General features: G+C 33.1%; 23 protein-coding genes. 12 read left to right on the top strand and 11 right to left on the bottom strand.

Going from position 1 to position 22,650, the window contains the following annotated elements:
- Window positions 1-116 precede the first annotated feature (116 nt).
- The 3 genes from F6P99_RS06910 to F6P99_RS06900 form a co-directional block, all read right to left on the bottom strand.
- Window positions 117-1,067, bottom strand: coding sequence for a D-2-hydroxyacid dehydrogenase (locus tag F6P99_RS06910; protein WP_152286726.1), 951 nt, complete (start codon window positions 1,065-1,067; stop codon window positions 117-119).
- A gap of 59 nt (window positions 1,068-1,126) precedes the next feature.
- Window positions 1,127-2,188: a 3-phosphoserine/phosphohydroxythreonine transaminase gene (serC, locus tag F6P99_RS06905; RefSeq protein WP_152286725.1), complete on the bottom strand. Its 1,062-nt coding sequence runs from the start codon at window positions 2,186-2,188 to the stop codon at window positions 1,127-1,129.
- 89 nt (window positions 2,189-2,277) lie between these two features.
- Window positions 2,278-3,339 (bottom strand): aldehyde dehydrogenase family protein, encoded by a 1,062-nt coding sequence (locus F6P99_RS06900; RefSeq protein WP_152286724.1) that lies wholly within the window; start codon window positions 3,337-3,339, stop codon window positions 2,278-2,280.
- A 300-nt stretch (window positions 3,340-3,639) separates the two neighbouring features.
- Between F6P99_RS06900 and F6P99_RS06895 the strand changes: the two genes are divergently transcribed.
- The 3 genes from F6P99_RS06895 (at window position 3,640) to F6P99_RS06885 (ending at window position 5,002) form a co-directional block, all read left to right on the top strand.
- Entirely contained in the window at window positions 3,640-3,930 is a 291-nt protein-coding gene (locus tag F6P99_RS06895; RefSeq protein WP_152286723.1) for an ArsR/SmtB family transcription factor, read from the top strand.
- An 88-nt stretch (window positions 3,931-4,018) separates the two neighbouring features.
- Window positions 4,019-4,585 (top strand): YeeE/YedE family protein, encoded by a 567-nt coding sequence (locus F6P99_RS06890; protein ID WP_152286722.1) that lies wholly within the window; start codon window positions 4,019-4,021, stop codon window positions 4,583-4,585.
- Window positions 4,586-4,588: 3 nt separating this feature from the next.
- Window positions 4,589-5,002, top strand: coding sequence for a DUF6691 family protein (locus tag F6P99_RS06885; RefSeq protein ID WP_152286721.1), 414 nt, complete (start codon window positions 4,589-4,591; stop codon window positions 5,000-5,002).
- Window positions 5,003-5,041: 39 nt separating this feature from the next.
- Here F6P99_RS06885 and F6P99_RS06880 read toward each other — a convergent pair whose 3' ends face one another.
- Together F6P99_RS06880 and F6P99_RS06875 are read right to left on the bottom strand one after the other, a co-directional pair.
- The gene (locus F6P99_RS06880; protein ID WP_152286720.1) at window positions 5,042-5,491 is read right to left on the bottom strand and encodes a hypothetical protein; all 450 of its coding nucleotides are present in this window, start codon (window positions 5,489-5,491) and stop codon (window positions 5,042-5,044) included.
- 77 nt (window positions 5,492-5,568) lie between these two features.
- Window positions 5,569-6,870 (bottom strand): M28 family metallopeptidase, encoded by a 1,302-nt coding sequence (locus tag F6P99_RS06875; protein ID WP_152286719.1) that lies wholly within the window; start codon window positions 6,868-6,870, stop codon window positions 5,569-5,571.
- A gap of 61 nt (window positions 6,871-6,931) precedes the next feature.
- Here F6P99_RS06875 and F6P99_RS13395 point away from each other — a divergent pair, with 61 nt between their 5' ends.
- A complete protein-coding gene (locus tag F6P99_RS13395; protein ID WP_193316018.1) occupies window positions 6,932-7,090 on the top strand; it encodes a hypothetical protein in 159 nt (52 codons plus the stop codon).
- Here the strand turns inward: F6P99_RS13395 and F6P99_RS06870 are convergent, their stop codons facing one another.
- On the bottom strand, window positions 7,091-8,194 hold the full coding sequence (locus tag F6P99_RS06870; protein WP_152286718.1) for a MauE/DoxX family redox-associated membrane protein: 1,104 nt from the start codon (window positions 8,192-8,194) through the stop codon (window positions 7,091-7,093).
- Window positions 8,195-8,233: 39 nt separating this feature from the next.
- Window positions 8,234-8,815, bottom strand: coding sequence for a hypothetical protein (locus tag F6P99_RS06865; RefSeq protein WP_152286717.1), 582 nt, complete (start codon window positions 8,813-8,815; stop codon window positions 8,234-8,236).
- A gap of 79 nt (window positions 8,816-8,894) precedes the next feature.
- Here F6P99_RS06865 and F6P99_RS06860 point away from each other — a divergent pair, with 79 nt between their 5' ends.
- Both F6P99_RS06860 and F6P99_RS06855 read left to right on the top strand, forming a co-directional pair.
- Window positions 8,895-9,806, top strand: coding sequence for a patatin-like phospholipase family protein (locus tag F6P99_RS06860; RefSeq protein ID WP_152286716.1), 912 nt, complete (start codon window positions 8,895-8,897; stop codon window positions 9,804-9,806).
- A gap of 84 nt (window positions 9,807-9,890) precedes the next feature.
- The gene (locus tag F6P99_RS06855) at window positions 9,891-12,350 is read left to right on the top strand and encodes a M1 family metallopeptidase (protein WP_152286715.1); all 2,460 of its coding nucleotides are present in this window, start codon (window positions 9,891-9,893) and stop codon (window positions 12,348-12,350) included.
- A 93-nt stretch (window positions 12,351-12,443) separates the two neighbouring features.
- Here F6P99_RS06855 and F6P99_RS06850 read toward each other — a convergent pair whose 3' ends face one another.
- A complete protein-coding gene (locus F6P99_RS06850; RefSeq protein ID WP_226913033.1) occupies window positions 12,444-12,848 on the bottom strand; it encodes a helix-turn-helix domain-containing protein in 405 nt (134 codons plus the stop codon).
- Window positions 12,849-13,178: 330 nt separating this feature from the next.
- Here F6P99_RS06850 and F6P99_RS06845 point away from each other — a divergent pair, with 330 nt between their 5' ends.
- The 5 genes from F6P99_RS06845 to F6P99_RS06825 all read left to right on the top strand — a co-directional run bounded on the left by F6P99_RS06845 (window position 13,179) and on the right by F6P99_RS06825 (window position 17,528).
- Complete coding sequence (locus tag F6P99_RS06845) at window positions 13,179-14,261, top strand: M14 family zinc carboxypeptidase (protein WP_152286713.1); 1,083 nt, start codon at window positions 13,179-13,181, stop codon at window positions 14,259-14,261.
- Window positions 14,262-14,353: 92 nt separating this feature from the next.
- Complete coding sequence (locus F6P99_RS06840; protein WP_152286712.1) at window positions 14,354-14,833, top strand: Lrp/AsnC family transcriptional regulator; 480 nt, start codon at window positions 14,354-14,356, stop codon at window positions 14,831-14,833.
- Window positions 14,834-14,983: 150 nt separating this feature from the next.
- Window positions 14,984-16,462, top strand: a complete 1,479-nt coding sequence (gene cysS, locus F6P99_RS06835) for a cysteine--tRNA ligase (RefSeq protein ID WP_152286711.1) — start codon at window positions 14,984-14,986, stop codon at window positions 16,460-16,462.
- Window positions 16,462-16,722, top strand: coding sequence for a membrane protein insertion efficiency factor YidD (yidD, locus tag F6P99_RS06830; protein ID WP_152286759.1), 261 nt, complete (start codon window positions 16,462-16,464; stop codon window positions 16,720-16,722). The genes cysS and yidD overlap by 1 nt, the downstream gene beginning before the upstream one ends.
- The gene (locus tag F6P99_RS06825) at window positions 16,722-17,528 is read left to right on the top strand and encodes a prolipoprotein diacylglyceryl transferase (protein ID WP_152286710.1); all 807 of its coding nucleotides are present in this window, start codon (window positions 16,722-16,724) and stop codon (window positions 17,526-17,528) included. The genes yidD and F6P99_RS06825 overlap by 1 nt, the downstream gene beginning before the upstream one ends.
- A 5-nt stretch (window positions 17,529-17,533) precedes the next feature.
- Here the strand turns inward: F6P99_RS06825 and F6P99_RS06820 are convergent, their stop codons facing one another.
- The 3 genes from F6P99_RS06820 to clpB all read right to left on the bottom strand — a co-directional run bounded on the left by F6P99_RS06820 (window position 17,534) and on the right by clpB (window position 21,817).
- Complete coding sequence (locus F6P99_RS06820) at window positions 17,534-18,493, bottom strand: L-threonylcarbamoyladenylate synthase (protein WP_152286758.1); 960 nt, start codon at window positions 18,491-18,493, stop codon at window positions 17,534-17,536.
- Window positions 18,494-18,613: 120 nt separating this feature from the next.
- A complete protein-coding gene (locus tag F6P99_RS06815; protein ID WP_152286709.1) occupies window positions 18,614-19,111 on the bottom strand; it encodes a DUF1761 domain-containing protein in 498 nt (165 codons plus the stop codon).
- A gap of 120 nt (window positions 19,112-19,231) precedes the next feature.
- Complete coding sequence (gene clpB / locus F6P99_RS06810) at window positions 19,232-21,817, bottom strand: ATP-dependent chaperone ClpB (protein WP_152286708.1); 2,586 nt, start codon at window positions 21,815-21,817, stop codon at window positions 19,232-19,234.
- A gap of 214 nt (window positions 21,818-22,031) precedes the next feature.
- On the opposite strand from clpB, the gene ytxJ reads away from it, so the two are divergent.
- Window positions 22,032-22,406, top strand: a complete 375-nt coding sequence (ytxJ, locus tag F6P99_RS06805) for a bacillithiol system redox-active protein YtxJ (RefSeq protein WP_152286707.1) — start codon at window positions 22,032-22,034, stop codon at window positions 22,404-22,406.
- Window positions 22,407-22,650: the final 244 nt, after the last annotated feature.

The following is a 22,650-nucleotide window of genomic DNA, read 5'->3' as shown; positions in this document are numbered from 1 at the left end:
ATACTATTATGAGGTGTTAACTATAGTACAAAGTTAAGAAGCAATTCGCTTCTTAAAGTCACAAAAAAATAAGGCTGTCAATAAAGACAGCCTTATTTTAAATATGTTTGAGAGAATTATTTTAACAATTCAATAATTTGAGTTGCTAATTCTCCTCCAATTCTGTCTTGAGCTTCTCCAGTTGCAGCACCAATATGAGGTGTTAAAGAAACTTTTGAATTCATCAATACTTGAACAGCAGGCTTAGGTTCTGTTTCGAATACATCTAAAGCAGCTCCACTTAATTTTCCACTATCTAAAGCAGCAATCAAAGCAACTTCATCAATAACACCACCACGAGCAGCATTTACGATGAAAGCTCCATCTTTCATAGTTTCGATTTCTTTTTGTCCGATTACATACTCATCTTGAGCAGGTACATGAAGCGTTAAGAAATCAGCTTGTTTTAAAACTTCTTCTTTAGAAACAGTATCTACTTTGATATCTACTTTTTGTCCGTCAACAAAATCAAGAGTGATTGTTGCAGACTCCATGAATGGGTCAAAAGCAACAACTTTCATTCCTAATCTCAATGCAACAGCAGCAGTAGCTTGACCAATACGACCAAATCCTAGAACTCCAAGAGTTCTTCCTTTCAATTCAACTCCACCAGCATAGGCTTTTTTCAATCCTTTAAAGTTTGTTTCACCTTCTAAAGGCATGTTTCTATTCGCATCATTCAAGAAACGAACCATACCAGATAAGTGAGCAAATACTAATTCTGCAACAGAGTGAGAAGAAGCAGCAGGAGTGTTAATTACATGAACACCTTTATCTCTAGCGTACTGTACGTCGATATTATCCATACCAACACCACCACGTCCGATGATTTTTATTGAAGGACAAGCGTCGATCAATTCTTGACGTACGGTAGTTGCACTACGTACTAAAATTACATCAATTCCTTCTTCATTGATGAAGTTTTCTAATTGATCTTGTGCAACAGTTGTTAAAATTACTTCAAAACCAGCAGCTTCTAAAGCAGTAACTCCACTTTGAGCTAATCCGTCGTTTGCTAATACTTTCATTTTATTTGTATTTATGAGTAATAAAAAAAGTGACACCCAAAGGAGTCACTTGTTAAATGTTATTTGTTTAATTCTTGCATTGCGTTCACCAATACCTGAACACTTTCGATTGGCATTGCATTGTAAATACTTGCTCTGTATCCACCAACTGATCTGTGTCCGTTGATTCCGCTGATTCCAGCTGCAGCAGCAATTGCATCAAATTTTTCTTTTTGAGATTCGTCTGCTAATGTAAAAGTAACATTCATGTTTGAACGGTCTTCTTTAGCGGCAAATCCAACAAAAGCAGGGTTGTTATCTATTTCGTTGTATAACAATTCAGCTTTTTCATTGTTTAATTTTTCGATAGCTTCAACACCACCTTTTTCTTTTAACCATTCTAAGGTCAACATAGAAACATATACAGGGAATACAGGAGGCGTATTGAACATACTACCTGCTTTCGCATGTACAGCATAGTCTAACATTGCAGGTACATTTCTACCTGATTTACCAAAGATAGCATCTTTAACAATTACTAAAGTAGTTCCTGAAGGTCCCATGTTTTTTTGAGCACCAGCATAAACAACGTCAAATTGAGAGAAGTCTAATTTTCTAGAGAAAATATCAGAACTCATATCTACAACTTTTAAAACATCTCCACCAGGAAAATCTTTTAATTGTGTCCCGAAAATAGTATTGTTTGATGTAAAGTGAATGTAATCTGCATCAGCAGGTACATCATATCCTTTAGGAATGTAATTGTATCCTTTATCTTTTGAAGAAGCTACTACAACAGTTTCTCCAAACCTTTGAGCTTCTGTGATTGCTTTTTTACTCCAAGCACCTGTATCTACATAAGCAGCTTTACCACCCTCAGGTAATAAGTTATAAGGAGCCATTAAAAATTCTGTACTCGCACCACCTTGAACAAACAATACTGAATATCCTTCAGGTAATTCTAATAATTCTTTAACCAAAGCTTGAGCTTTGTCCATTACAGCGATGAAATCTTTACTTCTGTGTGAAATTTCAATTAACGATAAACCTAATCCGTTAAAGTCAATAACTGCTTCACTAGCTTTTTTTAATACTTCTTGAGGCAAGATTGAAGGTCCTGCGCTAAAATTATGTTTTTTCATGATGTTTGATTTCTATAATGATTCTCGTAAAACGAATCGCAAATTTCGACAATTTTATTCATTTGACAATTGATATTTTATTAAAATTTTTAATAGAATGTTAATAAAAATTGGAGGGTATCAACTCCGTCTGCGTAATCCCATAATTGAGGGTTTTGGGTTTCTCCGAGTGGAATTGCATTAAGTTCTTGAATATCACTTGTTACACATTGTATTTTGTCTGAATCATTTGCAATTCTGGTTTGTATTTCCTCTAAATCTTCATAATATTCATAAAATAATGACGATATAGGTGAAGCATAACTTGCATCTTCTTTTAGCATTAAAAAACCATTCTCTCTGATGTCAAACAGACTCATCAAATAAACCGCTTTGTTGTAATCGTAATTATTTGCGTATCGATCGTATTGAAGAATGTCTTTGTGTTTAAAAGCTGCTTTAAAAATTCTATCTAAATCAAACCCTTTAGGAATAAATATTTTTGAAATACTTCTACATCCTAAACCAAAATATCGGAACACATCATCTGTCATTCTCTCAAGAGTTTCATGAGATTCATCTCCTGATAAAACTGCAACAGTATTTCTATTTTTTCTAATGATATGTGGATGTTTTCCGAAATAATAATCAAAATAGCGTGCTGTATTGTCACTACCCGTTGCGATAACAGCATCAAAATTTTCTAGTTTTTCCTCTGTAAAGACTATTTTACCTTTGAATTCAGGCTGTACATATTCAAGATATTTGGCTATCAACGGAAGAAATTTTTTGTCATTCGATGATAATTTGGCTTTAACCTTATGTCCAGAGATCAAAACGCTTAAGAAATCGTGAAATCCAACCAACGGAATGTTTCCTGCCATAATCACAGCGATTGTTTTTTCTTTACTTGTGTCGAATTGGTAAGAACCTAGCCATTTTTCAAAATTCTCTTTCGTCAAAGCTTTTGCCCAACTTTCAATAGAAAACAAAACATTGTCTTTGGTAAACCAGCCATTTGATTCTTGTGCTCTGTTAATAAGCATTTCAAACACATCAAAAAACAACTCATTATGCGGTATGTTTTCATGCTTAGAAATTTTATCTCGAGAGAATTGTTTAAGAAAATCACCCAATTGGATAAAAGCGTTAATTCGATTGTCTAATAACATAATTTTGACCTATTTGAAATAAAATGCAAATGTAAAGAGTTTGTATGAGGTAACGCTCGTATTCAAAACCTTTTTATAAAGTAAAAGCCCTAATAGAAATTCTATTAGGGCTTTTTTATTTGGTGCTTTCTAATGATAGAGGCAAGGGGTAATTCTTAATCTACCTATTGAAGCACGCTTCTTTTTCATTTCACGGGGTATAAATATACTGATTATCAGTGCATCTGAAGCAAATATACAATATTATTTGAATATAACAACATATGTTCATATATTTGTTTAAAATAATTGAATTTTTATATGATAACAGATAACAAACGTTTTGAGGAATTAAGAAGAGCAGCCCAGATATTAAAGGTAATTGCGCACCCGGTACGTTTGCAAATCATTGAAAGTTTAGGGAAAGAAAAATCATTAACTGTTACGGCAATAAAAAACAGTATTCAAGCGTCTGTTGAACAATCAATGTTGTCTCATCATTTGATAAAAATGAAAGAAAATGGGATTCTTACTTCGCATAAAGCAGGTAAATTCAATCATTATAGTCTTAATGATAAAGCATTACTCAATGTATTAGATTTTTCGAAATAATTTTTTCATCCGAAAGGATAGCAGTGTTGCTACGACTTAAAAGCTATTGTTGATAATTATGTAAGTTTGCATTTTATAGAATAATAGTATGAATGAATTTATTGAGTTTTTAAGTACACCTTGGTCTTGGTACTTTTCTGGATTTATGATAGCAGTAGTGATGTTTTTGTTGCTGTGGTCAGGTGAGCGATTTGGGGTTTCATCTACATTGAAAACACTTTGTTCGATTGGAGGAGCAGGAAAAAAAGTGCCATTCTTCGCTGGTGGATGGAAAGATCAAACATGGAATCTAATTTTTGTGCTCGGAGGAATAATTGGTGGTTATATTGCTGTAACATATCTGGATAACGGTAAGCCATTAAATTTAGCGATGAGTACAGTGTTAGATTTAAAAGAATTGGGTGTTGTATTTGACGGGAATCTAGCTCCAAAATCAATTTTTAGTTGGGAGAATGCTTTTACATTAAAAGGCTTTTTAGTACTATTACTAGGTGGGTTTTTGGTTGGTTTTGGTACTCGTTGGGCGGATGGTTGTACGTCTGGTCATGCAATCAGTGGGTTGTCGAATTTACAAATACCGTCTTTAATTGCAGTTGTTGGATTTTTTATAGGAGGGCTGTTGATGACTCATATTATTTTCCCTTTAATTTTTTAAGATATGAAATTTAGTAAGTATTTATTGATAGGCATATTATTTGGAGTAGTGATGACAAAGTCCGAAGCGATTTCTTGGTATAGAATTCAAGAGATGTTTCGTTTTCAATCTTTTCATATGTATGGTATTATTGGAACAGCTGTTTCTATTGGTATTGTAATGATGGCTTGGATGAAACGCATTGACTTTAAATCGATTACAGGTGCATCTATAAAACAAAAAATAGCAGAACCTGGAGTGTTAAGGTATTTGTTGGGTGGAACAGTTTTCGGACTTGGTTGGGCTCTTTCAGGGGCATGCCCGGGTCCTTTATATGTATTGTTAGGAGCTAATTTTCCTGTTTTTATAATTGTGATTATAGGGGCTGTACTCGGTACTTTTACCTATGGTGTATTTAAAGATAAATTACCACATTAAAAAAAAGGATTTCCTAGAGAAATCCTTTTTTTAATTTAATTAAGAAATTAGGCTATCGACCTTATGTTTTTTCCAGTATTGCATAACAATAAAAGTGCATATTACTGAAGACGCTAAGCCTTCGATTAATATGGCAAATATCATTCTTTCCAACGTAAGATGATTTCCCCAAATTCTTGAATTTTCCATGATGTGTAATAAATCATAGTTGAGAAATGTTATATAAAATATCAATGAGAAAGCAACTGCAACAACAGCAAAAACAGCGGTAGAGAATCCAATGGATAAATTGCTTAAGTACAAATTGTTTTTGTTGAATTCAATATTTTGTTTGATGGCTGTATTGACACCCCATATTACTATCAGGAAGTTGAATAGTCGTAATTCTGTGATATTTTCTAATCCTAATAATTTCATGGCGAAAAAATAAATTACAATTCCCATGAAAATTCTAGATGCATTATTGATGATGATTTTTGTAGTATCCATTGACAATAAGTTTTAGTTAAAGAAAAAGTTGTCTTTTAAAGATACTGATTTTTATTGTCAATCAAAAATGCTTTGCGTTATAGTTGCTTGATGTAGAGTTGAATAAGTTTATTATATTCTGTGAATTTGGTCAAAGGTAAGGTTTCGTATTTGTCGTAGATATCGTGGTATGCCGAAATCCCACCTAAGGTGTAACTGTAAAAACAAGGAATGCCTTTCTCGTAGAAAAAACAATGATCGCTATTACAGGCTGTACCTCTTGGAGCTATTTTTTTTAATAACGAATTTTCTCGATTTATTTTTTGCAGTAGTTCGAATTCTTTAGTAAAAACGGTAGCGTTTACTACTTTTATTCCCTCATCTCCAGTTCCGGCTAAGTCGAAATTTAATAAAAACTTTATTTTTTCTAATGGAAGCAAGGGGTTGTCTATGTAATATTTCGATCCTAACAAGCCAATTTCTTCTGCACCGAATGCTATGAATAATAGATTGTAGTCGGGTCTGTTGCTTGGTTCAGAGAAATAAGCAGCCAAATTTAATAGTAGAGCAATACCGCTAGCATTGTCGTTCGCTCCAGGGAATAAAGTTTTAGTTCCCATTCTCCCTAAATGGTCGTAATGTGCACTGATAACAATGGTAGAGTCGCTCTTGGATTTACCTTCTAGAAAACCAATTACATTTTGTGTCTGGTAGTTTTCATGATATTCACTATCGCAATCAACTGATATTTTATTGATTTCATCAATATTGATTTTTTTCTGAATTGTAAAAGATGCTTTCGAGCTTTCAAAGAATCCAGCAGTCCATGTTAGTTTGTCGTCTGTAAAAATAACACAGCCTTTATGTTTGGGATTAGGGTTGTAGCACAAATAGTTTATAATGTTTGTGATTTTATTTTTTTCTGATTTTGACAATGTGTTAAAACCATATCTATCGATAAGAATAAATTTGTTTTCTGAATGTTTTAGTTTTTTTTGAAATATTGAATCTACTAAAAGTTCATTTTGTGTGATGCATATTGTGGAAAATATTCCTTTTACTGAAGGAGAATTAGGGTTGATTAAAAACTCTTTTCCAGGGATTAGTTGTAGTGTGTCGTTTAAGTTTAGTTTGATGTTTTTGGGTTGTGTGTTTACTGAGATTTCAAATTTTTGATAATAAGAGTTGTTAAATTTATTTAAGTCATGTTTTTTGAATTCCTTGGCAATGTATTTTGCTGCTTTTTTTTCACCGTTTTTCACGTAACCTCTACCATGCATTTTTGGTGAACTTAGTTTTTTTATAATTTTTCGAGCGTATTCTTCTTGACCTTGTGTTGAAAAAGTGATGCATACTGCGAAAAGTAGAAACAGTTGTTTTGTCATGATTACAATTTTCATCAAAAATACAATTTATAGATTGTCTATAGTTTCCGTATTTTTGAATTTTATATATTACTGTATGTTTCTAAAAAAAATAATAGATCAACAAAAAGGAAAAGACCAAACGAAAGCCAAGCCAATTAATCTAGAAGCAATGGTAAATTCGGGACGTGTTCGAATTTCTAAATCAAAAATAAGCAGGGTAGAAGATCAGTCAAAGAAAAGAAAAACCAAATAATTATTTGTTGTAGATAACAAGGTTTGTTAGGTTTTCTTTGTTTGAATTTTCAGCATATGCTTGGATGTAGTTTTCAAGGTAAAGAATACACCTTTTTTGAGGGTAAAACAAAACCTTGTTAATGTCACCTGCCCATTCATTCGCGTAAACAACAGTTTTACCGTCAACCAATCTGTAATATTTTTGAATGTTTTTTGGCAAGTTATTTTTAAGTTCTTCGTCGTTAATTTCTATATAGTAATAGTCTAGTTTAGAAGTGAAAAAGCTAAAGGATAATAGATGATCCCAATAGCCAAATAAATTACTGAAAGGTAGAAGTATGGTGAACAGTACTACAATGCTTTTTTTGTAATTGAAATTTTTAAAAAATACATCTATTGCATTTTTTGTTGGGTAGGTCCAAAAGAGTATCAAAACACTTAAGATATTTTGAATGTTCCATGGTACTACATTGTATCCGTATCCTAGGTAGAATAGCATAACGACTATGATACTGTGCATACTAATAATCCCGAAAATAGCGATTTTTCTAGTTTTATCGATAAAAAGAGCTATGCCTAAAAGTGCTTCAATAAAAGGTACGGCATAAGTAAATGATTGTAATAATATTCTTGGGACAAAAGAAAAGTGTTTTAATAAAGCACCCATCCATTGCACGTAAAATATTTCATTAATTTTCTGAACGCCACTCCAGAAATAAGTAGCAAAGAATAGCAGTGATACTGCAAAAATAATGGTTCTTTCTCTTCCTTGTTTCGGGAAAATATTGATGAATAATATGGTTAAGATACTTTGATAAAAATACGGCTGCAATCTGTTTTGATCGATACTGCATAGGTATAGATAAATGACAGAAATTAAAATTCCTATTTTTTTATTTTGCAGAAATAACTGAGATATTAATAGTCCAAAAAACACAACACAAATAATAATATCTGTTGGGCTTTCGGGTATTGGTATAGATTCAAAAAGTGGAATCACTGGAAAATCTTTCGTATTCAGCCAAACTTCAGGTGCGTAAACCCCCATAACGAGTAAACCTAAAATCGCTAGGTTTTGAATCCATTTTATTTTTTGTGAATCTGTCAGGTTTAATATGTTCATTTCTTATGGTTTGTGGCTTCTTTAAAGATAGGGATTCTTTTATGGTAACTTAGATAATTCTAAAAGTGATAAAGCTTGGCAAATTCTACTTTCTAAATTATCATTACCGTAAAAATCAGATTTGATATAGTAGTAAGTGTTGCTTGTGTTTGGGATGTAGATTTCAATAGAATTGATCGGAAGAAAGTCGTCGTTTTTTTTACTAAATAATACATGTCCGGTTTTGCCTTGGAATACGATTTTTTCAGAAACTTCAAGACGAACATCTGTGTTGTTTTTGTATTCTAATATTTTTTTCTCAATAAATGGTTGATTCAATTCTGTTGGAGTTGCAGAATAAAATCCAAAATCCATGATGTATGCATCGCTTAGTTGTTTAGTGGTGTCAGCGAAATATAAACGGGATTCGAACTCATTGACGAAAAACTCTTTTTTAAAGTGGTTTGGTATTGGAACTTCAAAATACCCTCTCGGTTCTTTTGAGGTGTTAAGATTTTCAAAGGCTTGTTCTGAGCAGTTCAGATCTAAAACTGATTGAATATTTGGTTCTGAGCAATTTATGAGTAGAACACAGGTTGTTAATGCGACAGCCAAATGGATTTTGTTCAAGAACTTTTTCATTAAATTATTGGACTTGTTTGATGTTTCAAATCAAAAATTAATTACATTTATCAAAACTACAAAAATCAAATTAAATTCTATGAAAGCATTAGTGATATCAGGTGGTGGGAGTAAAGGTGCTTTTGCTGGTGGTGTAGCTGAGTATTTGATTAAAAAACAAATGAAATCTTATGATTTGTTTATTGGTACTTCTACAGGTAGTTTGTTGATTTCTCATTTGGCATTAGGTAAAACTGCTGAATTAAAAGAATTGTATACGAGTGTCAATAACAGAAGTATATTTGATAACAATCCTTTTTATATCAAACGCGTTCATGGAGAAAAAGTAATTACCATCAATCATATGCACGTGTTGTGGAATTTAATAAGACGTAAAAAAACTTTTGGTGAGAGTAATAATTTAAGAAAATTGATTCGTAAAAATTTTACAGAATCATATTACAATGAGTTACGTGAATACAATAAAGAAGTAGTTGTTACGGTTTCAAACCTTACAGAGAGTAGTATCGAGTACAAGTCTATTTACGATTATCCTTACGAAGATTTCTGCGATTGGATCTGGGCTTCTTGCAATTATGTACCTTTTATGAGTTTGTTTGAAAAAAACAATTGTCAATATGCAGATGGGGGGTTTGGTAGTCTGGTGCCTATACGTGAAGCAATCAATAAAGGAGCCAAAGAAATTGATGTGATTATTCTCGATACAGAAGTGAAGTATTATATGAATCTTCCTATTAAAAATCCATTTTCATTGATTTCCTCATTGTTCGAATTTATGTTGACCAATGTCGAGAAACATAATGTTACCATCGGTAAATTGGCAGCTCGTCATAACGATGTAAAACTTAATTTGTATTACACGCCGACTGTTTTAACGGTAAATTCTTTGATTTTTGATAAAAAGAAAATGGCTTCTTGGTGGAAAGAAGGTTATGATTATGCAGAAACTGTATATAATAATCAAATGAATCATATAAAATACGACAAGTAGCAGTTGTTGAAATGTTTGGCTTTTAACAGATTATTATAGGTGTCGTAAAGAACTATCATTATTTTTGCTTCAAAGATTATTTTGATGAAGTTAAATCACCTCGTTTTTTCTGTACTTTTTTTAAGTTTTTTTCTTTCGTATGGTCAAACACCTGATAAAAAAGTAAGTTTTATTAATGCAAGTCAATATGAAAAAGATTTCGAGTTGGTGCATACCAAGTTGGAAGTGAGTTTTGATATACCAAATGAATTGTTGTTTGGTAAGGAATGGCTTCAGTTGCATCCTTATTATTACGACACCGACAATTTAGTGTTAGATGCAAAAGGGATGACGCTGAAAACCGTAACCTTAGAGGGGAGACCCTTGGATTTTCAGTACGATGGAGAGAAGATAGATATTTCATTAGGGAAAAATTTCTCCAAAGCAGATACGTTGAATATTTTTATTGAATATACGGCAGATCCATCAAAAGTAAAACAAACAGGTAGTAAAGCAATTACAAGTGCTCGAGGATTGTATTTTATTGATCCTAAAGGGTTGAATGATGCTATGCCGACACAGATATGGACACAAGGCGAAACCGAATCTAGTAGTTGTTGGTTTCCTACCATCGATAGTCCAGGTCAAAAAACAACCCAAGAATTAGCGATTCGAGTTCCAGAAAAATATTTGACACTTTCAAATGGTGAGCTTCAAAAACAAACAAGTCATGAAAATGGTGATCGTACCGATTATTGGGTTATGAATCAGAAACATGCGCCTTATTTGTTTTTTATGGGGATAGGTGAATTTGCTTTGGTAAAAGATGAATGGAGAGGCAAAGAAGTGAATTACTATGTCGAAAAAGAATATGAAGATATAGCGAAAACTGTTTTTGGAAAAACACCAAAAATGATGGACTTCTTTTCAGAGATAACTGGGATTGATTTTGTGTGGGATAAATACAGTCAAATGGTGTTGCGTCAGTTTGTGAGTGGTGCTATGGAGAATACAACAGCCGTATCTCATGCAGATATGGCGTATCAAGACAAAGGAGATTTAATTGATGGAAACAAATGGGAGCCCGTTATCGCACATGAATTGTTTCATCATTGGTTTGGGGATTTAGTTACTACAGAAAATTGGAGTAATATCAGTTTAAACGAGTCTTTTGCGAATTACAGTGAGTATTTGTGGTTGCTGCACGAGTATGGGTATGAAAGAGCTGAAGAGCATAGAATTCAATCCGTTGAAGCATACATGCAAGGTGGCAATGAAATGAAAAAATTAGTGCGTTTTGATTATGAAAATAAAGAAGATGTATTTGATTTAGTGAGTTACAATAAAGGTGGTGCCGTACTGCATATGCTGAAAAATTATCTTGGAGAGAAAGCTTTTTATGATGGTATTCATTTGTATTTGACGGAAAATATGTACGGAACTGCAGAAGTTCCTCAGCTTAGAATGGCTTTCGAACGTGTTTCCGGAAAAGATTTAAACTGGTTTTTCGATCAGTGGTATTATGGAGGCGGACATCCTGTGATTTATGTAAACAATGATTACAACGTACTAGAAAAAACAGTAACAGTAACACTGAGACAAAGGTCTTCTAATTTTTATTTTCCTGTGGTGATTGATATTTATGAAAAAGGAAAGAAAAAGAGGCTTGAGTTTTTTGTAGATGACTCAGAAAAGTCATTTACGTTTACCTATGAGAAACAGCCAGATTGGATTCATGTGGATGCAAATCATGTTTTGTTGGCAGATATCACTGTAAATTACACGTTAAGAGATTATAAGTTTCAATTAGAAAACGCCCCTCATTTTGCTGATCGATTGAAGGCTTTAGAGGAGTTGTCAAAACATCAATCTGATAAAAAGATTTTTGAAATGATTGTGGATGCGTTTTATGATAAAAATTATCAAGTGAGCGCTATGGCGCTTGATAAGATTGATTTGAGTGGGAAATACGCAAAAAGCAAGGTGATTAAAAAAATAGAAAGCATTGCAAAGAATGCAGAAAATAACACAGTGAAAGCTAAGGCTATTAAAACGCTTGGTAAGCTAGTGTATTTCGATTATCAACGTTTGTTTGAGCAATCTTTTAACAGTCCTTCAAATCAAGTAAAAGGTGCGGCTTTAGAGGCGTTGTATTATTTAGATGAGCAAGCTGCTATTTCTAGAGCAAAGAAATTACCAAATAGTGTTAAGAAGACTATAGCATATCCTTTGGCAAAAATGTATGTAAAAGCAAAGGATGAAGATGAAATTGAGTTTGTTTCTAGTTATATCGTACAGGGTATGTACTTAGCAAAGGAGCAAGAAACAAAAGATTTGTTTAAAGGTGGTTTTCAGTGGGTTTCAAGCTCAAATAACATCAAAGCAATCAAGAATATAACTGATGATATAGTTGCAAAAGGGAAACAATACAAGCAGTATAATTTTGATAAGGAGGCAATAAAATTATTAAGAAGTATGGTTTCTGCACAAGATGCAAAACGCAATTCAAATAAAAGAGAGATTGTTTATATTATAAATGAAGCGCTAGAAGAGTTGATTCAGTAATTACTGATAGAAAATTCATTATCTAGTTCTCTGTCTTTTCTTTTTTTGTTGTGTTCTTTTTGTAGGTGGTTGAATAGAATTAAGCTCGTTTGATTAGTTCGATAGGTTGCTGTATTCGTTGTACGACCCATCTTTGTAAAATATTACAATTCTTTCAATTTCTTTTTTTTCAATATTCCCGTGATTGACAGATTTCTCTATTCTATCCGTTGGTTGGGTTTCGTTAGTTTTTATTTGCGGATTGAAATCGAGTTTAAGATTTTCTTTTTCGTTTTTCTCGGATGCAATTGGTTTTGTGTGTAGGGGAGTGTTAGATTTTGGAAAAGTACCAATACCTTTTAATAACCAATAGAGGTCTACTTCAGAATATGTTTCAGTAGTTTTTAATACAAAATCTAAGCTTGGTTTGTTTCTTCCAGATAAGATATGCGAGATGCTAGATCGAGGTACATCTATAGTTTCTGCGAAGGAAGAGGCAGAAATATTGTAATAATCCATTACTTTTTTTAGTCTATTGGAGAAACTTGAAATGTTTAGCATTGTAAATTTATTGTTGTTTACAAATGTATAAAACCACCATGACTTCTCCAATCTTTCAGTGGTATATTTAGTTTTTAATATCAACCACTACTTTAATTGATAGCTGTATGTTGCTGATTCACAAAGCAATGAAAGTTCTAAAGTCACACGTTTGTTTTTGGGTTATAGCAAATGCTGAGAAGTGCTAATATCTGAAATTACTCAAGATGCAATCTGTATACAGTTGTAAACAAAAACGAAATTTCAATTTGTTACAAATGTAAACAGGTGTTTATTTACATTTGTAACATGAAAATAATTGACATAGATAAAATTGAAAGTTGGTATGCTGCCAATTTTGAAAATAGATTGAAAGGCAGGAGAATTGTATTTGAAGATATAGAGCCTTTGTTAAAATCAATTCCTGCAAATTTTGAAAAAGAGATCGCAGGTGTATCAGAAGAGGGAATTTCAATATATAAACTAAAAATAGGAAACGGAGCCAAAAAAGTGATGATTTGGTCTCAAATGCACGGGAACGAAAGCACCGGAACAAAAGCAGTTTTTGATTTATTTAAATTTTTGATAGAATCAGAGGGATTAGATGATGTAAAAAATTCAATCTTAAACAACTGTACTTTATTATTTGTACCGATGTTGAATCCAGATGGTTCACATAGGTTTACCAGAGTAAATAGCAATGAGGTAGATTTAAATCGAGATGCTGTCGATCGTACAGCCAAAGAAAGTATCTTGTTACGTTCTTTATTAGATGATTTCAATCCTCATTTTTGTTTTAATTTACATGATCAAAGAACCATATTTAATGTTGAAGGCACGAAAAACCCAGCGACAATTTCTTTTTTAGCACCTTCTGAAGATGTAGAGCGAAATTTGACAAAAGGTAGAATTGAAACCATGAGCGCTATTGTGGCGATGAATTCTCTTGTGTCTCAGATAATCCCTGATCATATTGGTAGGTATACAGATGAGTTTTATCCTACAGCTACAGGAGATAATTTCCAAAAGTTGGGGCACAATACTATTTTGATAGAAGCAGGGCATTATTACGATGATTACGAGCGTGATACTGTACGAAAATTCAATTTTTATGCGCTTTTACAAGGTTTGTTGTATATCGCAACCGAAGATGATTATTCAAAAGATTACAAGCCTTATTTTGATATTCCTAATAATGACAAAAAGTGTTATGATATTATTTACAGAAATGTAAAGAGTAAAGGGGGAGTTGCAGATGTAGCATTTCAATATGACTATGTAGTGAAAGACAATTCTCTTGTTTTTGTAGAGGAAGAAGCTGCTCGAGGAGATTTAAAAGCGTATTATGGTCATAAAGAATACGACATGCAAAATAAAGAACTGAAAAAATAGCAATCGATTAGTGATTTCGTAACGAGATTGTGTTTTTAATAAAAATATTTTATTATTTTTGCCGAATAGCCATTTATTACAAAATTTAAGTCATGAAGAAATATAATTTAGACGAAGTAGATCACCAGATTCTTGATATGTTAATTGAAAATGCAAGAACACCTTTTACAGATATCGCTAAAAAGTTATTGGTTTCTGCAGGTACAATTCACGTACGTGTGAAAAAGATGGAAGAAGAAGGGATTATTAAAGGATCTACTCTTACTTTGAATTATGAAAAAATGGGGTATGCATTCATAGCTCATATTGGGATTTACCTGGAAAGAACTTCAATGACCAAAGAAGTGATAGAAGATTTGAGAAAAATTTCAAATGTTACAGTGGCTTATGTTACTGCGGGTAAATTTAATATCTTCTGTAAAATAAGAGCAAGAGATACTGAAGATGCTAAAAATATCATTTTCCAAATAGATGATATTCCAGGTGTAAATAGAACAGAAACAATGATTTCTTTAGAAGAAAGTATCAATGATAAAAAACGTATGATGCATGCTATTTTTAGAGATTATTAAAAAATAGATTTTCAAAAATTTACAAGCGATTATCTGTGAATAGATAGGCGCTTTTTTTGTGTCTTATAATTGCTTAAAACTATAAGTAATTACTTTTCTAATGCACAAAATAGTTTATATCTTTACCGCTTTAAGATCTATTCATAAAAGATGAGTTTATATAAGAATAACGCGCTTAGGATTTACAATTCACTAAGCAAAGAAAAAGAAGTTTTTAACCCGATAAATGAAGGTGCTGTTGGTATGTATGTTTGTGGACCTACGGTCTATAGTAATGTACATTTGGGGAACGTAAGAACATTTATGTCTTTTGATTTAGTTTTTCGCTATTTAAAACATTTAGGTTACAAAGTTCGTTATGTTAGAAATATTACCGATGCAGGGCATTTAGAAAATGATGCTGATGTAGGTGAAGATCGAATTGCTAAGAAAGCTAGAATCGAGCAGATTGAACCCATGGAGGTAGTGCAGCGATATACGGTAGATTTTCATAATATTTTGCAACAATTCAATAATTTACCTCCAAGTATTGAACCGACAGCAACTGGACATATTGTTGAACAAATAGAAATTATCAAACAGATTATTGCTAAAGGAATTGCGTACGAAGTAAAGGGATCTGTTTATTTTGACGTTCTAAAATACAATGAAACCGAAAAATATGGTATTCTTTCAGGTAGAAATATTGAAGACTCTATTCATAATACAAGAACTTTAGACGGACAATCCGAGAAAAAGAATCCTCAAGATTTTGCTTTGTGGAAAAAAGCGAGTCCAGAACATATCATGCGTTGGCCTTCTCCTTGGAGTGATGGTTTTCCTGGATGGCATCTTGAATGTACAGCGATGAGTACAAAATATTTAGGAGAAACTTTTGATATTCATGGAGGAGGAATGGATTTAAAATTCCCACATCATGAATGCGAAATAGCACAGGCTAAATGTTCAAATAATCAAGCTCCAGTGAATTATTGGATGCATGCGAATATGTTGACACTAAACGGTCAGAAAATGGCTAAGTCTACTGGAAATAACATTTTGCCTGGAGAAATTTTTTCAGGAGACAATACGATACTGAGCAAGCCTTTTAGTCCAAGTGTAACACGTTTTTTTATGTTGCAAGCACATTATAGAAGTATTTTAGATTTTTCTAGTGCAGCGATTGAAGCTTCAGAAAAAGGGTATAATAAGTTAATGCAGGGTATTGGTGCTCTTGATAGTATCAAATCTAGTGCAACTACAAGTTTCGAACTAAATACATGGATTGACGCTTGTTATGCGGCTATGAATGATGATTTTAATAGCCCTATTTTGATAGCAAATCTATTTGAAGGTGTAAAGTATGTACATTTACTAAATGATGGTAAAGAGACGATTTCTAGTGATGATTTAATAAAATTGTCAGACACCTTAAAAGCTTTTGTTTTTGATGTATTAGGTTTGATTGATGAGGCTTCAGAGGATAATTCTGAAAAATTAAACGGAACAATTGAATTGCTTATTCAGTTAAGAAAAGAAGCACGTGATAATAAAAATTGGGCGTTGTCAGATCAAATAAGAGATGAATTATTGGCGTTAGGAATCCAATTGAAAGATGGAAAAGAAGGAACCACTTTTAGCGTAGTTTGATTTCTTTAAAAAAAATAGTACGATTTCCCTTCATAGCTTTGGTAAGAATTTATCAAGTGATGATTTCTCCCTATACACCAGCCACTTGTAGGTATTCACCAACTTGTTCTCATTACGCAATTGAAGCATTAGAGAAACATGGCGTGGTTTCAGGCGGATGGATGGCATTGAAGAGAATATTTAGCTGTCATCCATGGGGTGGAAGTGGGTATGATCCAGTACCAGAAAAAACAGAAACTAAAACTAAAACAAAAATTTAATGAATTTTACAGCAATTACTTGGGATCCTTCTTTAGGAATCGAATTAGGATTTTTTACGATTCGATATTACAGCTTGATGTTCGTATTGGCATTTGGTGTAGGGTTGGCTTTGATGAAAAGAATTTATATCAAAGATGGTATTGAATTAGATAAGTTAGATAAGCTGTTCATGTATACAATTATAGCTACGATTTTAGGAGCTAGATTGGGGCATGTGTTTTTCTACGACTGGCCATATTTTAAAGATCATTTAGGAGAAATTTTGTTACCGGTAAAATTCAATCCGTTTCGATTTACAGGTTTTGCTGGTTTGGCCAGTCATGGTGCGGCAATCGGAATTATCACTGCGTTGTATTTTTACAGTAAAAACATTCTTAAAAAACCATTGTTGTTTGTTTTAGATAGAGTTGGGATTGTGGTAGCCTTGGCAGGTTTTTTTATTCGAATAGGAAACTTGATGAATTCTGAAATTATTGGAAAACCAACGGGTTCTGATTATGGTATTGTTTTTGCAAAATTAGGAGAAGACTTTCCTAGGCATCCAACACAATTATACGAAGCTTTCGGTTACTTAATTATATTTGTTTGCCTGTGGTTTTTGTATTGGAAAACCAACAAAAAAGAACAATTGGGGTATTTATTTGGTTTTTTCTTTGCAACCTTATGGTCAGTTAGATTTATCATAGAATTCTGGAAAGAAGCACAGATTGAAACTAGAGGAGATTGGGACTTAAATACCGGACAACTTCTAAGTATTCCATTGATTGCTATTGGTTGCTATTTTATGTTTCGAAAGAAAAATTAACGTTGTTATTTTTTAGTGGCTCTTAGCAAACGATCGTTGATTGATTTTCCCAATCCATAATCTGGGAATTTCTCAGCAATAATAATGTCTAAATCTAAAGTGTCTAGCTTGTGTAAAGTAGCATAAAGTTTAGCTGTAGCTTCTTTTAAATTTCCACTGATGGAAAGTGTTTCTATGTGCTTTATATTGTTAGCTTCAATATTTTGATTGAATAATAATACACCCACTTTTTTATTAGGAAATTGTGACGCAAAGGATGCTACATCGTTAACTAAATATGTTGTAGTGTCTGGTGCATAATGGCGAGAGAGCATTCCTGGTGCATCTGGAGCTGCCTCCTTGTTGTTTTTGATTGCTATGTCACCAACAACAGCTTCGATTTCTTCTACTGAAATAGAGCCCAAACGATAGAGTACCGGAGTTTCGTTTTCAAAACCGATAATCGTAGATTCAATACCGTTTTGACAGGCACCACCTTCGAGTACCATCTGAAGTCCTTCTTTGAAGTAATTTGCAACATGCGTCGAAGTAGTTGGACTGATAGAACCAAATGGGTTAGCACTAGGTGCGGCTAAAGGAAAATCAAGATTTCTCAAAAGCTCAAGCGTGACGGTGTGATTCGGGATTCTGACACCTACAGTATCTTTACCTGCGGTAACTAAATCTGGAACGTCACTCTTTTTAGGAAGTACCATTGTCAAAGAGCCCGGCCAAAATTTCTCTGCTAATAATTTTGCTTTATTTGGTATATAGCTTACAAATTTATCAAGTTCTTCTATCGAATGTGTATGCACGATAAGAGGATTGAAAAGTGGTCTTTGTTTGAGTGCAAATATTTTTTTGATTCCTGATTCGCTAAAGATATTAGCAGCCAATCCATAAACGGTTTCTGTAGGAATTGCTACAAGTTCGTTGTTGGCTAAAATTTCTGCAGCTTTTTGAATGTCGTTAGATACCAGAGTCATTGCGTTTGTAAAAATATCGTGCAAATTTACGTTTTTATTGTAAAAGGTACATCCTCTAACTATAAAACATAAAAAAAGCCTAAACATATTGGTTTAGGCTTTCGTTTTATTCTGTGCTAATTATGCAAATTGACATAAGATACCACCCATGATGGCTAGTGAAACGATCCAATAACCGCCATTGATCATTACATATTTGAAAGATCTTTTTTCAAACATTGCATTGGTTCCAAAAATAGGGAGTACCAATAACAAACCAATCATTGTTCCGTGCAGAGTTCCATGTTTAAAAGTTCTAAAATTATTACCATACTTTTCCATAAAATCAGCAGCATACAAATTCAATTCAGATCCTTCAACGGTAAGTGTTGGTTCGTTCATCAAAATAGAAAAGAAACCAAATTGATGTATCACAAAAGTACCAAGAATAAAAGCCAACAAAAAACTCAATAAATAACACCACAAGAAAACAATAGGGTTAGGTTTGTCCATTGTTTCTAGCGTAAAGTTGCATTCTTTCATCCAGGCAGCACCAAATATTTTAGGATTGTACCAAATAAATCCCATAATCAACGGTACAATAGCAGTTATAGCAATAATTGAAAAATTAAATTCCATAATAATTATTTTTAGGTTAGGTTGTTTAAAGATATCAATAATTAAATAAACGGTGTAGTTGCTACAAAAAAAGAGGAAGTACCTAAAGTACTTCCTCTTACATGTTCCGTATTATAAATTTTATTTGTTTCTAAATACAAATTGACCATCAAATGCATCTAAGAGAATTTTTTGTTCAGGTTGTACTTTTCCAGCCAATAGTTCTTTTGACAATGCGTTCAGTACTTCTTTCTGAATTACTCTTTTCACGGGTCTTGCTCCAAATTGCGGGTCGTAACCTTTTTCTGCCAAAGCACCGATAGCATCTTCAGTTGTCGTTAATTCGATTTGTTTCTCACGAAGCATTTTTGAAAGCTTTTTGAGGTGAATTTTCACAATGTCCTTTATTTCGTTTTTGTTAAGTGGTGTGAACATTATGATTTCGTCAATTCGATTTAAAAATTCTGGACGAACACTCTGTTTTAGTACGCTCATTACATCTAGTTTAGCCTTTTCTGCGATCATAATTCTATCGGTGTCTTTTGCATTTTCAAAATGCTCTTGAATACTGTCGGCACCCATATTTGAGGTCATGATAATAATGGTGTTTTTAAAATCTGCTATTCTCCCTTTGTTATCCGTCAATCTACCTTCGTCTAATACTTGTAACAGTATGTTAAAAGTATCTGGGTGGGCTTTTTCTATTTCGTCTAGCAATACTACTGAATAGGGTCTTCGTCTTACAGCTTCTGTTAAATGACCTCCTTCATCATATCCTACATAGCCCGGTGGGGCTCCAACCAATCTACTTACCGAATGCCTTTCTTGGTATTCGCTCATATCAATACGAGTCATGGCATTCTCATCATTAAACAGGTAAGAAGCTAGTGCTTTGGCCAATTCGGTTTTACCAACTCCAGTAGTTCCGAGGAATAGAAATGAGCCTAAGGGCTTTTTCTCATCTTGTAAACCAGCTCTAGAACGCCTAACCGCGTCTGAAACTGCTTCAATAGCTTCTTCTTGACCAACTACTTGATTGTGTAAAACTGTTTCTAGTTGCAACAGTTTTTCACGTTCACTCTGTAGCATTTTTTGCACAGGAATACCTGTCCATTTTGCTACAACTTCAGCAATATCATCAGCTGTAACTTCTTCTTTGATCAACGAATTTTCTTGATTGTTAACTTCTAATTGCAAACGATCCAATGCTTCTTGCGCGTCTTTTATTTTTCCATAACGCAATTCGGCTACAAGTCCATAATTTCCATCTCGCTCAGCTTTGTCGGCCTCTTGCTTGAAAGATTCAACGTCTTCTTTTATTTTTTGAACTTTGTCAACCAAATCTTTTTCGCTTTTCCATTTACTAAAAATGTCATCACGACTGTCTTTGACGTTGGCCAATTCTTTTTTTAAGACTGTTAATTTAGCTTTGTCGTTTTCTCGCTTGATAGCTTCTAATTCTATCTCTAACTGCATGATTTTCCTGTCTAAAACATCTAGCTCTTCAGGTTTAGAATTGATTTCCATTCTCATTTTTGATGCTGATTCATCCATTAAATCGATGGCTTTATCTGGTAAAAATCTATTTGTAATGTAACGTTGAGACAATTCTACTGCTGCGATCACGGCTTCGTCCTTGATTCTCACCTTGTGATGAACTTCGTATTTTTCTTTGATACCTCTTAATATTGAAATAGCACTTTCTGTATCTGGTTCATCAACAATCACTTTTTGGAAACGACGTTCTAAGGCCTTGTCTTTTTCGAAATACTTTTGATATTCATCAAGGGTAGTAGCTCCAATTGCTCGAAGCTCACCTCTTGCTAATGCTGGTTTTAGAATGTTTGCGGCATCCATAGCACCTTCACCACCTCCAGCACCAACCAAAGTATGTATTTCGTCAATAAACAATACAATGTTGCCATCAGAATTGATGACTTCCTTTACAACAGATTTCAAACGTTCTTCAAACTCTCCTTTGTATTTAGCTCCAGCAATAAGGGCACCCATATCTAAAGAGAAAATTTGTTTGTCTTTCAAGTTTTCTGGTACATCACCTTGAATAATACGATGCGCCAAACCTTCTGCAATAGCAGTTTTACCAACACCTGGCTCTCCAACAAGCATAGGGTTGTTTTTCGTTCTACGCGATAAAATTTGTAAAATTCTTCTAATCTCTTCATCTCGTCCAATTACCGGATCTAACTTTCCGTCATTGGCAAGTTGATTCAGGTTTTTTGCATATTTATTCAACGAGTTATAAGTGTCTTCAGCGCTTTGAGAGGTAACATTTTCTCCTTGTCTTATTTCATCGATAGCGGACTGTAGGCCTTTTTCAGTTACCCCTTGATCTTTTAATTGCTGTGCAATGGTGTCTTTACTTTTAAAAATACCTAACAGCAAATGTTCGATTGATACATACTCATCATTCATTTTTTTTGCAATATTACTTGCATCAATAAATAATGTGTTTGAATTTTTTGAAAGACTTAACGACGCACCTGAAACCTTAGGATAACTTTTGATTGTGTTTTCTATAACTTGTGTAAAAACTGGAATGTTTATCTCTAGTTTCTTTAAAATAAAAGGTGTAACATTTTTATCAACTTCTAAAATAGCTTTCATGACATGAGCAATTTCAATTTGTTGTTGCCCAAGTTCTTGAGTAAGTTGTTGTGCTTTTTGCACAACTTCTTGTGATTTTATTGTGTAATTATTAAAATTCATAACTCCAATTTTTAAAATTCATGTGTGTTAGGTCAAAAAACATTCCCAAATATATTTCTAATAAAATCAGGCCAAAATGTCGTGAAACCTTGTGTTTATTGAGACAAATTGTCTTGAAGTTCTTCAATAATCCGTCAATTTTTCAGTAAAAAATAAAAATGGTAGTGTTGAAAGGATGTCTTATTTTTGACGTCTATCAAGAAAAAACACAAACATGGGAATATTAAGCGGGGTTTTCGGTTCAAAATCTGAAAACAAAGAAATACCAAAAATAAATTGGATTCAATTAACTAATGAAGGTCAATTAGAGGATTTAAAGAAAACAAGTGTGTTGTTCAAACATAGTACACGTTGTGGCATTAGTAGTTCGGTTATCAAACGATTCGAAAAGCAGCACGGATCAGCAGAAACGAATGTTGATTTTTATTATTTAGATTTATTGAATTTTAGAAATATTTCTCAAGCGATTGCGGAAAAGTTTCAAGTAATTCATGAGTCCCCTCAAGCTGTTGTAATTAAGAATAATGAATTGGTTGCACACGCATCACATTATGATATTTTGGAATTAAATTTAGTTGCTTTAGATTAGTTTCTCTCATTGCAATAAAATTCTTTTTTTTACGTTACTTATATCGACTTGTTTTAACAAACAAGTCGATATTTTTTTGTAAGTATTGTTTTTATGTTACGACATAGATGATAATTGCATTCTTTTTAATAATTAGTAACTTTAAAATCCCTAAGTAATGAAGCTAAAAAATGACACTTCAAGTATGCAAATTGTTAAAACAGTGATTTTTGTAAATACATTATTAGCTGTATTAATTTATTTG

This window comes from Flavicella marina (genome assembly GCF_009193215.1).
Classification (GTDB): Bacteria; Bacteroidota; Bacteroidia; order Flavobacteriales; family Flavobacteriaceae; genus Flavicella; species Flavicella marina.
This window is presented reverse-complemented; position numbering and strand designations above follow the sequence as displayed.